At 57.3% G+C, this 14261-nt stretch carries 14 protein-coding genes and 1 riboswitch; of the genes, 8 read left to right on the top strand and 6 right to left on the bottom strand.

The features are described from left to right. Positions 1 to 10 precede the first annotated feature (10 nt). Positions 11 to 277 carry a YciI family protein gene (locus B0B07_RS03780; protein WP_076757016.1) on the top strand — a complete coding sequence of 89 codons (267 nt, stop codon included), beginning with the start codon at positions 11 to 13 and terminating at the stop codon, positions 275 to 277. Between the two features lie 58 nt (positions 278 to 335). Here the strand turns inward: B0B07_RS03780 and B0B07_RS03775 are convergent, their stop codons facing one another. The 4 genes from B0B07_RS03775 to B0B07_RS03760 all read right to left on the bottom strand — a co-directional run bounded on the left by B0B07_RS03775 (position 336) and on the right by B0B07_RS03760 (position 4151). Further along, positions 336 to 1337, bottom strand: coding sequence for a FecCD family ABC transporter permease (locus tag B0B07_RS03775; RefSeq protein WP_076757015.1), 1002 nt, complete (start codon positions 1335 to 1337; stop codon positions 336 to 338). Next, on the bottom strand, positions 1330 to 2328 hold the full coding sequence (locus tag B0B07_RS03770) for a FecCD family ABC transporter permease (RefSeq protein ID WP_076757014.1): 999 nt from the start codon (positions 2326 to 2328) through the stop codon (positions 1330 to 1332). The genes B0B07_RS03775 and B0B07_RS03770 overlap by 8 nt, the downstream gene beginning before the upstream one ends. A gap of 90 nt (positions 2329 to 2418) precedes the next feature. Then, positions 2419 to 3357: an iron-hydroxamate ABC transporter substrate-binding protein gene (locus B0B07_RS03765; protein ID WP_076757013.1), complete on the bottom strand. Its 939-nt coding sequence runs from the start codon at positions 3355 to 3357 to the stop codon at positions 2419 to 2421. Further along, a complete protein-coding gene (locus B0B07_RS03760) occupies positions 3354 to 4151 on the bottom strand; it encodes an ABC transporter ATP-binding protein (protein ID WP_076757012.1) in 798 nt (265 codons plus the stop codon). Before B0B07_RS03760 ends, B0B07_RS03765 begins: the two co-directional genes overlap by 4 nt. Positions 4152 to 4292: 141 nt before the next feature. On the opposite strand from B0B07_RS03760, the gene B0B07_RS03755 reads away from it, so the two are divergent. The 7 genes from B0B07_RS03755 (at position 4293) to B0B07_RS03725 (ending at position 12155) form a co-directional block, all read left to right on the top strand. Next, positions 4293 to 5348: an NAD(P)/FAD-dependent oxidoreductase gene (locus tag B0B07_RS03755; protein WP_076757011.1), complete on the top strand. Its 1056-nt coding sequence runs from the start codon at positions 4293 to 4295 to the stop codon at positions 5346 to 5348. A 499-nt stretch (positions 5349 to 5847) separates the two neighbouring features. Continuing rightward, positions 5848 to 6711: a MurR/RpiR family transcriptional regulator gene (locus B0B07_RS03750; RefSeq protein ID WP_084186528.1), complete on the top strand. Its 864-nt coding sequence runs from the start codon at positions 5848 to 5850 to the stop codon at positions 6709 to 6711. A 31-nt stretch (positions 6712 to 6742) separates the two neighbouring features. Beyond that, positions 6743 to 7567 (top strand): hypothetical protein, encoded by an 825-nt coding sequence (locus tag B0B07_RS03745; protein WP_076757495.1) that lies wholly within the window; start codon positions 6743 to 6745, stop codon positions 7565 to 7567. A gap of 44 nt (positions 7568 to 7611) precedes the next feature. Next, positions 7612 to 8745 carry an o-succinylbenzoate synthase gene (menC, locus tag B0B07_RS03740; RefSeq protein WP_076757494.1) on the top strand — a complete coding sequence of 378 codons (1134 nt, stop codon included), beginning with the start codon at positions 7612 to 7614 and terminating at the stop codon, positions 8743 to 8745. Positions 8746 to 8834: 89 nt separating this feature from the next. After that, complete coding sequence (locus B0B07_RS03735) at positions 8835 to 9914, top strand: YkvI family membrane protein (protein WP_076757009.1); 1080 nt, start codon at positions 8835 to 8837, stop codon at positions 9912 to 9914. A 191-nt stretch (positions 9915 to 10105) separates the two neighbouring features. Beyond that, positions 10106 to 11266 carry an N-acetylglucosamine-6-phosphate deacetylase gene (gene nagA, locus B0B07_RS03730; RefSeq protein ID WP_076757008.1) on the top strand — a complete coding sequence of 387 codons (1161 nt, stop codon included), beginning with the start codon at positions 10106 to 10108 and terminating at the stop codon, positions 11264 to 11266. Further along, on the top strand, positions 11256 to 12155 hold the full coding sequence (locus tag B0B07_RS03725) for a DNA-3-methyladenine glycosylase family protein (RefSeq protein ID WP_076757007.1): 900 nt from the start codon (positions 11256 to 11258) through the stop codon (positions 12153 to 12155). Before nagA ends, B0B07_RS03725 begins: the two co-directional genes overlap by 11 nt. A gap of 130 nt (positions 12156 to 12285) precedes the next feature. On the opposite strand, the gene B0B07_RS03720 is transcribed toward B0B07_RS03725, so the two are convergent. Together B0B07_RS03720 and B0B07_RS03715 are read right to left on the bottom strand one after the other, a co-directional pair. Further along, positions 12286 to 12819 carry a phosphoribosyltransferase family protein gene (locus tag B0B07_RS03720; protein ID WP_234982264.1) on the bottom strand — a complete coding sequence of 178 codons (534 nt, stop codon included), beginning with the start codon at positions 12817 to 12819 and terminating at the stop codon, positions 12286 to 12288. Positions 12820 to 12862: 43 nt separating this feature from the next. Further along, on the bottom strand, positions 12863 to 13939 hold the full coding sequence (locus tag B0B07_RS03715) for a guanine permease (RefSeq protein WP_076757005.1): 1077 nt from the start codon (positions 13937 to 13939) through the stop codon (positions 12863 to 12865). 72 nt (positions 13940 to 14011) lie between these two features. Further along, a riboswitch (purine riboswitch) is annotated at positions 14012 to 14112 on the bottom strand. Positions 14113 to 14261: the final 149 nt, after the last annotated feature.

The raw sequence follows: 14261 nt of genomic DNA, 5'->3' as shown, positions 1-14261 counted from the left end.
GGAAATGGACATGAACTATTACGCAGTGTATTTGCCGATGAAGGATGAAGAACTGAGCGCAACTTACCGGCCGGACCACCTTGCTTATCTGGACGCCCGGATGGCGGAAGGGAAAGTGAAGGCAAAGGGCCGGTTCACCGACGGCTCCGGAGGTCTCGTCATCTACCAGGCGGATTCCGCCGAAGACGTCGAGGAGTATGTCAAGCATGATCCGTACATCGTGAACGGCGCCCGCTCGTATGTGATCAAGGAATGGGAAGCGGCATTCGCAGAATAAAAGATAAGAAAAAGCAGCCTCCAGGGCTGCTTTTTCGTTTTCCATGAGACGTTAATGATCAACCCTTCCGCATCAGATAAAGGAAATACGGAGCCCCGATAAGGGCAACGACGATGCCTGCGGGTACGGTCAACCCTGCAGGGAGGGAGTGGCCGATCGTATCCGCGCCGACGAGCAGTAGGGCGCCGACAAGCATCGCAACCGGTAGGAAGCGCTCATGCCGCGGACCCGCGAGTGCACGGGCGATGTGCGGAGCCATGAGGCCGACGAAGGCGATATAGCCGGTGACGGAGACGGCGGCCGCAGCGAGCGCCACCGCAATCGCGATCATGAGGAACCTCGTGCGGGCGAGTTTGACGCCAAGCCCGATGGCGGACGGTTCGGTAAGGGCAAGGACGTTCAATGTATTGGACCTGTAATAGATGAACGGAACGAGCAGTGCCACCCAGGGCAGGAGGGCAAAGACAAAGGGCCAATCTGCACCCCAGACGCTTCCCGCGAGCCATTCGGCGATGAAAGCCACGTCCTGGCGGTCGGCGCCCGATATGAGGATCATCATCCCGCCGGACAGGGCGGAGGCAAATCCGATCCCGACAAGCAACAGGCGGACGGGCATGATTCCCCGTCCCTTTTCCATCGAAAACAGCCAGATCAGACCGGCGGTTGCAAGTGCACCGGCGAATCCGACAGCGGGCAGGAGGAACGCGTAGTTTGGCAGGTCCCCGCCGGCAAACAGGTAAAACACCGTGATGGCCATTCCGGCACCGGAGTGGATGCCGATGATCCCCGGATCCGCAAGATCGTTCCGGGTGACCGTCTGCAGCAGCGTGCCGGAGACGGCGAGCGCGATCCCGGCGAGTGTAATTACGGCCACACGGGGCAGACGGAGCTCGAACAGGACGAACGATTCTTTCGGTGTACCCTGACCGAACAGGACTGGCAGGAGGCGGTCAACCGTCATGCCGGCGGCGCCGGATGAAAGCGCGATGACGATTGCCGAAATGAACATGACGGAAAGGATGATGGCCCACTTGACCGGATGCTTCTTGCGCTCACGCATGACCGAGGCCCCCTTTTCGGACGATGATGAGGAAGAACGGCAGGCCGATCAGTGCCGTGATGGCCACGACCGGTGTTTCGAACGGCGCATTGACGAGCCGTCCGGCCATGTCGGCCAGCACCATGAATATGCCGCCGGCCAGTGCACTCAGAGGGATGATCGCACGGTAGTCGGAGCCGCACACCGCACGGACGAGATGAGGGATGATCAATCCGATGAATGCGAGGTTGCCGACAAGCGCAACAGCCGCGCCCGCGAGCAGCGCTGTAATGACCAGCATGGCGGCTTTGGTCAGGAACACACGCTGGCCGAGCCCGACCGCGACCTCTTCCTGCAGGCTCAATATCGTCAGCTGACGGCTGACGAGCATCGCGGCGATGAGTCCCGCAACAATGAACGGAACGACGATGAGGGAGGCGGGCGTCGTCCCCATGAGTCCGCCGGCCGTCCACATCGAGACGTCTTTGGAAATCTTGAAGACAATGCCGGTTCCGTCTGCAATCGCCTGCAGAAATGCCGTGACGGCAGCCCCGGCGACAACGAGCCGCATGGCGGACATGCCGCCCCTTGAGGTTGCGCCGATCGAAAAAACGATTGCCATGCCGGCGGCCGCGCCTGCAAAGCAGGCGAACAGGATGCCGAACCGGGTGATGCCCGGTATGAGGGCGAGCGACAGGGCGAGTGCCGCGTTTGCGCCCGATGTCAGGCCGAGAAGGCCGGGATCTGCAAGGGGATTGCGCGTGACCCCCTGCATAATGGCGCCTGCAACCCCCAGTGCAGCTCCGGTGAAGACGGCGGCTGTGACCCTGGGAATTCGCAGTTCCCTCAGGACTGCGGCATGTTCGCCGCCCCCTGAGGTGAGTGCGAGCCAAATGTCGCGGACACCGGTGTCTGCCGCGCCGAGTGTCAGGGCGAGCATGTATGCGGCCACGAGCAGCACAGTACCCAGTATCAGCTGTATCGGTATTGGAAGAAGTCTCTTTTGGGACATGGCAACCATCGCTTTCTTTTGAAATCAACGGGCGGCCCCGCACCGGTGTCACACCGGCCGGACCGCCCGACTTGTGTTCCCGGACCGTTTTTATTCGGCACCGAGAAATTGTTCTTCAAAAAACTTCAATTGATCATCGAGCGTCATCGCATCGTTGAAGTAAGCCGTTTTGGCATTCGACTTGATCAGCCGGTCATTCTTCACGGCATCCATTTCCTTGAACCAGCCGGCATCCATGAATGACGTGTCCTGGTCCTCCGCAAGGCTCATGACGACATAATCGCCGGTGTAATCACCGAGCACTTCCTGGGAGATGGCGAAGTATCCGGGTTCAAGCGCCACTTCTTTCACTTTATCCGGCATCTTCAACCCCATGGCCTGGTAAAGGACTTCCGTGCCCCGGCCCCAATTGTCACCGAACAGATAGAATTGTTTCTCATAATTTTCAACGACCGTGACAGTGGCGTCCGCACCTATTTTCGCCTTGATCTTCTCGCCTGTTTCCTTGGCACGCTTCCTGAAGTCATCGGCCCACTCGGTTGCTTCCTTTTCTTTGTTCACGACTTTGGCGACTTCTATGTGCTGCTGGAGATAGTCATTTTTGCCGTACGTGAACAGGACGGTCGGTGCGATTTTCTCCAGCTTGTCCGCGTTTTGGATATTGTTGAGCCCGATGATCAGATCCGGCTCCAGCTCAATGATCTTCTCCACATCTTCATTGGATACGACTTCCGCGTTTTTCAATCCGTCCCGGAAGTTCGGGTTGTCCGCGGACCACGAGTCGACGCCGACGATCGGGACACCGAGTTTGATCAGGTCACCGGCATAGGAAGACAGCACGACAACACGCTTCGGATCGGCAGGGACTTCAACCGGCCCGGTTTCGGATTCGTACGTAATGGTTTCGGAAGACGTTTTTGACGCGTCTCCTTGTTCTTGTTTGCCGGAGTTATTGTCTGATTTCCCTCCGCAAGCAGCCAGTGCAAGCGCGGTGAGGAGTGTGAGGAAGAGCAGCAGTTTTCTGTTCATGAAGGTTGGTCTCCTTTGATCAGGTCATATGTGACGCAGAGCGGTGCGCCTGTGCGCGGATCCTGCCCGATGACGGCGTCGATGTTGAACACTTGTTTCATGACGTCCGGGACAAGCACTTCTTCCGGTGTTCCAGCCTTGATGAGGCGGCCATTCGACAGGGCGATCAGGTGATCGGAGAAGCGGGCAGCCTGGTTCAGGTCATGAAGGACCATGACGATCGTGCGGCCTTCTTCAGCATTCAGCTTCCGAAGCAATTCCAGGATCTCCAGCTGGTGGGCCATGTCCAGATAAGTCGTAGGCTCATCAAGAAAGATGATGCCGGTATCCTGGGCGAGTGCCATGGCGATCCACACGCGCTGGCGCTGGCCGCCGGACAGGGCATCGACCGGGCGGTCCCGGAATTCTCCGGTTCGCGTAACGTCCAGAGCCCAGTCAATCATCCGACGGTCTTCCGGGGAACGCCGTCCGAAGCCTTTCTGGTGGGGGAACCGGCCGTAGGCAACGAGCTCTTCAACGGTTAGCCCGCCGGCACTTTCGGGAGTCTGGGGCAGAATGGCCATCTTCCTGGCGAGCGCTTTCGTCTCCATGGACCGGATGTCAAGGCCGTCGAGTGTGACTGCACCTCCCTGGTGGGGGATGATGCGGGTGAGCGCCTTCAGAAGCGTAGATTTGCCGCAGCCGTTTGATCCGATGATCGTCGTGATCTTGCCGGCGGGGAAGGAAAGATTCATTCCGTCGACGATGACGGTTGCATCATATCCGACACGGACTTCTTCTGCGAGCAGTTGCATATCGGTTGCTCCTTTCCTTTCGGGTGGCTCCCGTGTTATAGTGGTTGAGACTGATTCTCATTGAGAATGATTTTCAATTTCAAATGATAGAGTGAAACGGATTGCATGTCAAACGTTTTCTGAAACGAGGGAGGAATTCGGATGCAAAGGGCGTACGTGAAAGATGTGACGATCATCGGCGGCGGACCTGCCGGGCTGTATTCGGCCTTTTACAGCGGGCTCCGCGGGATGGATGTCCGGCTGATCGAGGCGAGGGAAGAGCTTGGGGGAAAAGTATGCCTGTTTAAGGAGAAGATGATCTGGGATGCGGGCGGCCAGCCGCCTGTCCAGGGCGGTATATTTGCCGGGCAGCTGGTCGAGCAGGCCAATACATTCGGACCGGAAATACTCACAGGGCGGAAAGTGACGGAGATCCGCCGGGCCCCGGACGGTCTGTTTGAGGTGGAGGCCTCAGACGGAGTCATTTATCCGTCACGGTCGGTCATCATGGCGAATGGCGGCGGGATCGTCACGCCGCAGAAACTGAAGTTGTCCGGAGCGGCAGCAGCCGAGATGGACAATCTGTACTACACCGTACCGTCGATTGCGCAATTCCGCGGCCAGACCGTCCTGATCTCGGGCGGAGGCGATGCAGCCGTTGACTGGGCAGCCGAATTCCTGGGCATCGCCAAGGAAATCATTCTCGTCCACAGGAGAGATAACTTCTGCGCCCATGAAGCCCAAGTGGAGAAAGTGCGGGAAGGCGGCGTGCGGGTGGTCCTCAATGCTGCAATTCACCGGCTCGTTTCGGATGTCTCAAAAACGAAGATTGAATGCGTGGAACTGCGTGACTCCAGAACGGAGGAGACATACCGGCTTGCCGTTGATTCGGTGCTCGTCAGCCATGGCTTTGAAATGGATGCGGAACTCGAATTCGAAGGAGCGGCGGAGCCGGAAAGGGAAGACGGACACTTCTTCCTCGGTACCGCGGAAGCCGACACGACCGTGCCCGGCATCTTTGCTGCGGGGGATTGTCTGAAATATGCCGGCAAGGTGAACCTGCTCGTCGGTGCGTTCCAGGATGCCGTCAATGCCGTCAACCGTGCGAAGATGTTTGTCGACCCCGATGCCCATGAGCGAGGCATGGTCTCATCGCATAACGACCGCTTCAAGGAACGAAACCGCAGGATCATCCGGCAAATCGCCGGTGTGGAATGAGATGCACAGCCGGACCATCATGCGACCGGCTGTTTTTACGTTGCGGTACAGGGTGATCGTGTTTGAATAACAATTAAATGAATGGAGAAAGAATTAAATCTAATGGATGATTGTCATCGGAATAGTGTTATAAGGATGAAAAACCTTGAAGAACCAATTCCGACATTCCCGGATCCGTCCTCTGCAGGCATATGCTTGTTCCGGAAGTCTTTTCCTATATAAGAGCGAGGATTCCAGTGGCGCCTGAGTATGGCAGAGGACTGCTTATTTTTGTATGCGTTTTCAAAACGTTGACATGTCTGCATTCTTGTATTTGTTTAAATAAAATATTCAGAAATATATTGTATTTCATCCTTTTCGATGATATTGTATGGACAGTTTGAAGGGTTTCCTTCATTTCTCTTGAAATATTGAAGGGATTCCTTCAATTGCTTCGGACGGGGAGACAGCCGGACGGCTTCTTGGGGCTTTCCGGATTTCATATAATTTGAACGGAGTGATGGGGATGGTTTTAAAGGGGATGATTCAGCGGGAGATGCTCAGGCTTCCGCGGGGACAAAGAAAAGTGGCGGATTATGTGATGCGCCGGCCGCATGAGGTGGCTGTCTGTTCCGGGCAGGAGCTGGGAGACCGGACCGGTACGAGCGAGTCCACGGTGATCCGGTTCAGCTATAATATGGGATTCAGCGGATACCCTGCGATGCAGAAGGCGATCCGGGAGGAGCTGTACCTGCCGGATTCAAGCTTTTCCCAGTACCAGGAGGAGAAGCTGGCGCTCGGAGAAGAGTGCCGGCTGTATGAGAAGGTGATGGAACAGGATCTGAAATCGATTTCGGAAACCGCCCGGCTCATCGATCCGACCGACTTCGAAGTGGCGGTCCGCGAACTGACGATGGCGAAGCATGTGTCCATCCTCGGCCTGCGGGCTTCCTATCCCGCGGCGAACTGGCTCAAGCTCATGCTCGGGATTGTCCGGGACGATGTGAGCGTCATGCGGCCGCAGGCGGAAGATCTCGTGCAGGAAGTGTGCCGGCTTGACGGGCAGTCGGTTGCGGTCGTGATCAGCTTCCACCGGTATTTGAGGGAGACGCTCCTCATTACGGAGCTTGCCAAAAAGAAAGGCGCATTTGTGATCGGCATTTCAGATTCGCAGATGGCGCCGGTGTCCGCGCACTGTGACGTCGTGTTTGCGGTCCAGTCACCTGGCCTGACGACGATTGACAAGGCGGCTCCGCTGTTTTCGTTCATGAATGCGCTCGTTGCGAGTGTCGCCGTGAAAAACCCGGCTGAAGTAAGAAAGCGTCAGGAACTCGTCAGGGAACTGGACAGCGGGTTTTATTTTCTGGAAGGTTTTGAAGCATAATGGAGAAGTGACCCGGAAAGGGGAGGATGAGATGGAAACAGCGCAACAAAAGCCGGTGATCCGGCCGTTTGATTCAAAGGAAGAGATGGGCCAGGTGGCTGCGCTGGAGCAGGCCGTCTGGGGGATGGACGAAACGCCGGTCCACCAATTGTTCACAGCCGTGAAAAACGGCGGCATCCTCCTCGGAGCATTTGACGGGGAGCGTGCCGTCGGCTTTCAATATAGCTTTGCAGGGTTTGACGGAAACCGTACATATCTTTGTTCGCACATGCTCGGGATCCTGCCGGAATACAGGCATTCCGGGCTTGGGGCAGACATGAAGCGGGCGCAGGCGGACATTGCGCGCCAAATCGGCTACGACCTCGTTCGCTGGACATTCGACCCGCTCGAAAGCCGCAACGCCTATCTCAATATCCGCAAGCTTGGCGGGGTGGTCGGTACGTATATCGAGAATTGCTACGGCGAGATGAACGATGCCCTGAACGCAGGGCTGCCGACGGACCGGTTCGAGGTCGACTGGTGGATCCGGGGACCCAGGGTAACAGACGGAGTCCGGCCCGATGCATTGGAGCCGGTCCGGCCGTTTACGGTCGGCACCACGAAGACGGGCCTCCCGGTGCTGGAGACGGACCGCCTCGTACTGCCGGAGGAACGTACGTTTTCGGTATCCGTTCCGGCGGACTTTCAGGAGCTGAAAAAAAGAGATGGTCCGCTTGCGCTTGATTGGCGGATGAAAACGAGGGAACTGTTCGTCCGCGCATTTGAAGGCGGCTACTTGCTGGAGGATGTCGGTCGGAAAGACGAAAAGGTGAATGAGTACGTGTTCAGGATCAAAGACGAAGTGCCGCTCAACTGAGGTTCTGCCCGTTGGGGACCGGCCATACAAAGGAGAGACGGATGATGAAGATCCAGGAGATTCGGATGAGGCATATGGAAATGCGGATGAAGAATCCGTTCACGACAAGTTTCGGGACGATGCAGGACAAACCGTTCCTGCTCATCGAAGTGAAAGACGAAGAAGGGAATTCCGGATGGGGGGAATCGGTGGCATTCCAGCACCCTTGGTATGCGGAAGAGACCGTCGGGACGAATGCCCACATGATCCGGGACATCCTCAGTCCGCTGCTTGTCGGCAAGGAGATTTCGCATCCCGACGAAGTGAGTGAGATTTTCGGAGGCATCCGCCGGAACAACATGGCGAAGTCGGCGATTGAAGGTGCCGTGTGGGACTTGTATGCGAAACGGAACAAGATGACGCTCGCCGAAGCGCTCGGCGGCACGAAGGACAAGATCGATGTGGGCATCTCGATCGGTGTCCAGGACAGCGCGGAAGACATGGTGGAGACGGTCCGCGGCTTTGTCGGCGAAGGCTATAAACGCATCAAGATGAAAATCAAGCCGGGTGCGGACATTTCCATTGTCCGGGCGGTCCGGGAAGCGTTTCCTGACGTTCCGCTCATGGCGGACGCCAACTCGGCGTATACGCTGGACGACACCGATCTGCTGAAGCAGCTGGACGAATTCAATCTGACGATGATCGAGCAGCCGCTTGCGCATGACGACATCATCGACCATGCCGAACTCCAGAAAGCGATCGAAACACCGGTCTGCCTGGATGAAAGCATCCATTCTCTCGAAGATGTAAAAAAGGCGGTCGAGCTCGGAAGCTGCCGGATCATCAATGTGAAGATCGGCCGTGTCGGAGGGCTGACCGAATCGAAGAAGATCCACGACTACTGCATGGAAAAAGGCATTCCGCTCTGGTGCGGCGGCATGCTCGAATCAGGAATCGGCCGTGCGCACAATGTGGCATTGACCACGTTGCCGAATTTCATCCTGCCGGGTGATACGGCCGGCTCGTCCCGCTATTGGGAGGAAGACATCATCGAGCCGGAAGTCGTCGCGGTGGACGGAGAGATCACCGTCCCGACCGGCTACGGCATCGGCTACGAACCCGACATTGCAAAGATTGAGAAGTATACAGTCGATCAAGAAGTGTTTGCGGCAGAAACCAGCGGATCATCCCGCGGTTGACCGGATAAGGCGGTGCTTCCGGGCACCGCTTTCTATCCAGGCTGACGTGACTGAATATTTTAATTGATCTAAACCGGAGGGGGAGCGCAATGAAAGAAAGCATCCGAATCGGAGCGGCATTCGCCGGATTGGTCATCGGCGCAGGCTTTGCCTCCGGACAAGAAATCCTGCAGTTCTTTACAAGCTTTGGGTACTGGGGAATCGTCGGTTCCCTTGTGGCCACCGCCTTGTTCGCATTTGTCGGAGCGAATCTGACCCGGCTCGGAAGCCGGATGCACTCGGTTTCCCATAAGTCCGCAATCTATAAAATTTGCGGGCGCCCGCTCGGCGTGTTTGTCGACGTGGTCATCACGTTCTTCCTTTTTGGTGTTGCGGTGGTCATGTTCTCGGGTGCCGGCGCCCTTTTCAAGGAACAGTTCGGAATTCCGGCCGCAGCCGGCAGTGCATTCCTCGTAATCGCCGCCGTGCTCACCGTACTCCTCAACGTCCAGAAAGTCATCTCGCTGATCAGCGCGGTCACACCGTTTCTGATCGTGCTCGTCCTCATCCTGGCCGGCTACTCTATCTTGACGGCAGACCTGTCGATGTCGGAAATCGTCCGTCTTGCAGGCGAACAGGACCGGGCAGCCCCGAATTGGCTGTTGAGCGGCGCCTTGTATGTATCATTTAATATTGCCTGCAGTGCATCGATGCTTGTCGTGATGGGAGGCACGGAAAAGAATCCGAAGGTTGCTGCGATGGGCGGAGCCATAGGAGGGACAATCCTTGGCCTGCTCATCCTGCTGCTGAATCTCGCCATGCTGGCGAAGGTGGACGTGGCAGGGGGCGCCTCGATGCCCACGCTTGCACTCGCCGGGGAGATCTCTCCCGTCCTGTCGTATATCATGGCAATTGTCCTGCTCGGCATGATCTACAATACGGCGGTCGGCATGCTGTATTCATTCACCGCACGGGTTTCGGAGCCCGGAACGGGCCGGTTCAAAGCGACGGTCATCACAGTCGGAATTGCAGGCTTCTGCCTGAGCTTCATCGGCTTCGTGAGTCTCGTCGGCACGCTTTACCCGATCACCGGTTATCTTGGGTTTACACTGATGCTGGCCGTGTTCGTCCAGTGGTTCCGGTCGTTCGGCAGGCGGAGCAGGCCGGGAGCAATCCTGACAAAGGGATGACCGTTCTGGATGAACTCCAATGAATCCTGCGAATCATAGGGCAGACCGGGGCAAAAGATTGCTTCCCGGGCTGCCTTTTTGTCTGGCGATCTACGGGCTTTGAAAATCCGTACGAAGAATGAAATGCACGAATCCCTTATAATAGGAGTAGCAGGCGGTAAACAACGGAGTTCGCGGAAAGGGAGTACGGCATGAGCAGTTTATTGATCAGCAATGTCAATGTATATGCAGAGAATGAGGAAATCCCCGGAGGAGCGATCCTCGTCCGGGACGGGAAGATTGAGGAAGTGTTTCGCGGCCGGCCGGAGGAACTGCCGGAAGGGACAGAAGAGATCGACGGGTCATCCTTGAATGCGCTGCCGGGTTTTATAGACGGACATATCCACGGGGCTGCCGGGGCAGATGTCATGGACGCGACGGGGGAAACGCTCGGGAAGATGGCCGGGTTCCTTCCGGGCGAAGGGACGACTGCATTCCTCGCCACGACCATCACCCAGTCACACGACCAGATTGAGCATGCGCTTCAAAACATCGCCGTCCATCCGGATGGGCCGGGCGTTGCCGAAATCGTCGGCATCCATCTCGAAGGTCCGTTTGTCGAGAAGTCCAAAGCCGGGGCCCAGCCGGCCGAATACATCATCGAACCGGATGCAGAATTATTCCGCAGATGGCAGGAGCTGTCCGGCGGCCGGATCAAAGCCGTGACGATGGCACCTGAACATGACCGTTCCGGAGCATTCATCCGGGAGCTTTCTTCAGCCGGCGTCGTCGTATCGGCCGGCCACACGGGCACCGGCTTTGCCGGCATGAAAGAAGCGGTCGTCCATGGGGTCTCCCAGGTGACCCATTTGTGCAATGCCATGTCGGGCATCCACCACCGCGACGTCGGCGTCGTCGGGGCCGCATTCCTGCTTGATGAACTGAAGGCGGAATTGATTGCGGACGGTATCCACGTATCCCGTGAAATGATGCAGCTCATCGTGGACAATGTCGGCCCTGGCCGGCTTCTGCTCATTACCGACTCGATGCGGGCAAAGGGACTCGAGCCGGGTGACTACGAACTTGGCGGCCAGCCGGTCCGGGTGACGGAAGACCGGGCGGTCCTTGCCGACGGCACACTCGCAGGAAGCATCCTGAAAATGAACGAAGGTGCCCGCCGCATGCTTTCGCTGGAGGGAGTGACGATGAGGGACATCGTGAAAATGGCATCGGAGAATCCGGCCCGGCAGCTCGGCCTGTTCAACCGGAAAGGCAGCATCCGTGCCGGCAAGGATGCCGATATCGTGCTTGTTGATGATGACTTGAATGTAAAATGGACAATCTGCCGGGGGGGAGTGGCCTATGAGGGATGAACTGCTGGTCATTCCGGCGCCGGAAGACTTCATATTCGATGAGTGTCTCGCATACTTGATGCGGTCGGCCGATGAATGTATGTTCCGCATCAATGACGGAACCGTCACGCGGGCTCTGGATGTGGACGGAGAACCGGTCGTCTTCGGCATGAGCGGCCATCCAGACGGAATAGCGGTCGAGTTTCTCGAAGGGTTTGCGCCAGGCGGACTGGAGGGCTGCGACAAAGTGTCCGGCTTCGTCCGGGACTGGCTGGATCTTGACCGGGATCTCCGGCCGTTTTATGAACTGGGGGAGAGCGATCCGCTGCTGCATGATGTGGTGCAGAAACACCGTGGCCTGAGAGTCGTCGGTATCCCGGATCTGTTTGAGACGTTCGTCTGGGCGATCCTCGGCCAGCAGATCACCGTGGCATTCGCATATGTGCTGAAGAAGCGGTTTGTCGAGACGTTCGGCACAGCGGTGGAAGCCGGCGGGCGCAAGTACTGGATATTCCCGGACGCGCAGAAGATCGCCGGAACGGATCCGGATGCCCTGCGGGAATTAAAGATCACCGGCCGGAAGAGCGAATACATCATCGGGATCGCCCGGATGATTGCGGACGGGGAACTTACGAAGGAACGGCTCTTCGAACTGGGTAACGACAAGCTGATCCAAAAAGAGCTGACGGCCATCCGGGGGATCGGTCCGTGGACGGCGAATTATGTACTCATGCGCTGCCTCCGGTCACCGGATGCCTATCCTGCGGCGGATGTCGGACTCCACAATGCACTGAAGCATGCTGCGGGCCTCGACCGGAAGCCGAACCTGCAGGAAGTCGAGGCGTTTGCCGCGCCGTGGGCAGGTTGGCGTGCGTACGCAACATTTTATCTGTGGCGGCTGCTGCATTGATGGCACGGCATTCAGAGCGTCGGAACCCCCTGAAAGCGAAAGAGGCAATCCTTACGGTGAAGTCCATGCACCAATGGTGATGGAAAAAAGGTCCGGGCAGATGTTTGCCCGGACCTTTTGAATGCAAGTGTTATTGTTCAATCGGGAACAATGGAAGTTTCCCGAGGAAGATGAGGTCTTCCCGTTCCGCCGCATCGCCTTCTGCAAGGATGGCCGCACGTGCCACGACCTCCGCGCCGGCGTCCGCGACGAGCTCTTCGAGAGCCCGGATCGATTCACCGGTACTGATGACATCATCGATCAGGATGACGCGTTTGCCTTTGATCAGGTCTGCGTCGGGCCCGTCAAGGATGAGCGTCTGCTCTTTCTGGGTGGTGATCGAACGGACCGTTTTCTCCAGGGGCCTGTCCATGTAGGCCTTCAGTGTCTTGCGTGCCACAATGTAGCGCGGCATGCCAAGGTTCTTGGCAACCTCGTGGACGAAAGGGATGCCTTTTGCCTCTGCCGTGACGAGGAAGTCGGCTTCCGGGAGTTTTTCGGAGATAATGGCCGCAGAGTCCGTGGCCACCTCTGTGTCGCCGAGCACGACGAAGCTGGCGATCTTCAGGTCTTCGGACACTTGGATGATCGGGAGTTCGCGGATGATGTTCCCGATCTTGAGCATATACGTCTCTTTCTCTTTCACTGAATTCATTCCTTTCATGTTCTTACACAGCACCGAACAGGCCGAGCAGGAAGTCGGTGACGACACCCGCAAGCATGCCGAAGAACGGATCGGTAAGAGCCGTGACCATCATCGTAACGGCACCGGTGATGCCGGAGCCCGCACCCTCACCCGTCAGGGAGGCGATGGCATTGCCGGGCAGCGTCACGAATGCGCCGAGCACGAACAGGAACCCGGCAATCGACGCGCTCGGGACGAACCTGCCGATTTTCGGGAGGAGGCCCGTGACGAGAATGATCGCCATGAGGATCATCATCAGGATGCCGGACAGCACCGCATGGGGAGCGCTCGCTGTCGCCGAGATGACAATCTCGACCGGAGCTCCGCCGAAGAAGGAAGAGGCCATGTCGGCAAGCGAAGAGATGACGGTGATCGTGTCCACGTTCACATGGGCTCCGGCGATTTCCCCGTTGATCTTGCCGAAAGCGATGTTCGCGCCGATGTTCAGGCAGACAAGTGCCAGCGCACCCCGTATGACCGAAGGGTTCACAATGAGCTTCTGGCGGATGAAGCCTTCTTTCATGGACGGAATCGGCTGAGACTGGGTTCCGCTTTTCTTGGCGAATGCGTACGCGACGCTCGACAGGATGACTGACACGGTGATCGTATAAACGAGGTCGGATGTGGCGATGTACGTGAGCAAGGCGCTCGCCATCGAGACAATTCCGATCAGGCGGTCAGCCCGCGCCATATCCCACGCCACCTTGGACAGCATGATGCCGACGCCGGCCATCATGCCGCTTGTGACGATCGGCCCGATCCAGTCGATGATGCCTTCCAGTACACCGAACAGACCGATGACGGTCAGAATGGCGGCGCCGAAGAAGATCATCGAAAGGCGTTCGCGCATATTGCGTCCCATCGTCCCGGCGAGCGTGATGGTTTCCGCTTGATATGAAATGACTGCTACGTTGCTGGTTGCCGCGTTGCCCGCCGCTCCGACGATGAACGCAAGGGCCGTCGGAATGGATGCAAATCCGAATGTCAATGCGAGAAGCCCCTGTGGCAGGGCATTGAGCACACCGCTGAGCGCGGCGAGCACGTCTTTCCAAATATCCATTGTGCACTCCTTTATCCCAAAATAAAAGCGCCGCTCCGGACGGGAGGGCGCATCAGAAAGCAGCGGCATCGGCCGCTGAACGCATGCACCCATAGTGGCAGAGTTATGGCCCCGCCGTAGAGACACCCGAACCGGATTATCGGGCATATATGGGAAGTTATTCAACGCCATCAGTTTATCATTTAAAAACCGAATGGCACAATGCAATAATTGGATGGAAAGTGCTTATCCTAGGTAAATAAGTGAACGAAATTTGATAAATTCATCTGAATGTACGTATTCGAGGTGCGGAAAGCCTGTGGATTCATTCAAGGAACTGTCA

Source organism: Edaphobacillus lindanitolerans (assembly GCF_900156305.1).
Classification (GTDB): Bacteria; Bacillota; Bacilli; order Bacillales_A; family Planococcaceae; genus Bhargavaea; species Bhargavaea lindanitolerans.
The sequence above is the reverse complement of the archived record's forward strand: the minus strand, read 5'-3'. Positions and strand labels throughout refer to the sequence as shown.

Bases quoted from the DNA above. Each gene is read 5' to 3' on its own strand.
- B0B07_RS03765 (WP_076757013.1), bottom strand. From the start codon at position 3,357: ATGAACAGAAAACTGCTGCTCTTCCTCACACTCCTCACCGCGCTTGCA.
- B0B07_RS03760 (WP_076757012.1), bottom strand. From the start codon at position 4,151: ATGCAACTGCTCGCAGAAGAAGTCCGTGTCGGATATGATGCAACCGTC.
- B0B07_RS03770 (WP_076757014.1), bottom strand. From the start codon at position 2,328: ATGTCCCAAAAGAGACTTCTTCCAATACCGATACAGCTGATACTGGGT.
- B0B07_RS03725 (WP_076757007.1), top strand. From the start codon at position 11,256: ATGAGGGATGAACTGCTGGTCATTCCGGCGCCGGAAGACTTCATATTC.
- B0B07_RS03745 (WP_076757495.1), top strand. From the start codon at position 6,743: ATGGAAACAGCGCAACAAAAGCCGGTGATCCGGCCGTTTGATTCAAAG.
- B0B07_RS03715 (WP_076757005.1), bottom strand. From the start codon at position 13,939: ATGGATATTTGGAAAGACGTGCTCGCCGCGCTCAGCGGTGTGCTCAAT.
- B0B07_RS03775 (WP_076757015.1), bottom strand. From the start codon at position 1,337: ATGCGTGAGCGCAAGAAGCATCCGGTCAAGTGGGCCATCATCCTTTCC.
- B0B07_RS03735 (WP_076757009.1), top strand. From the start codon at position 8,835: ATGAAAGAAAGCATCCGAATCGGAGCGGCATTCGCCGGATTGGTCATC.
- nagA (WP_076757008.1), top strand. From the start codon at position 10,106: ATGAGCAGTTTATTGATCAGCAATGTCAATGTATATGCAGAGAATGAG.
- B0B07_RS03750 (WP_084186528.1), top strand. From the start codon at position 5,848: ATGGGGATGGTTTTAAAGGGGATGATTCAGCGGGAGATGCTCAGGCTT.
- B0B07_RS03780 (WP_076757016.1), top strand. From the start codon at position 11: ATGAACTATTACGCAGTGTATTTGCCGATGAAGGATGAAGAACTGAGC.
- B0B07_RS03755 (WP_076757011.1), top strand. From the start codon at position 4,293: ATGCAAAGGGCGTACGTGAAAGATGTGACGATCATCGGCGGCGGACCT.
- B0B07_RS03720 (WP_234982264.1), bottom strand. From the start codon at position 12,819: ATGCTCAAGATCGGGAACATCATCCGCGAACTCCCGATCATCCAAGTG.
- menC (WP_076757494.1), top strand. From the start codon at position 7,612: ATGAAGATCCAGGAGATTCGGATGAGGCATATGGAAATGCGGATGAAG.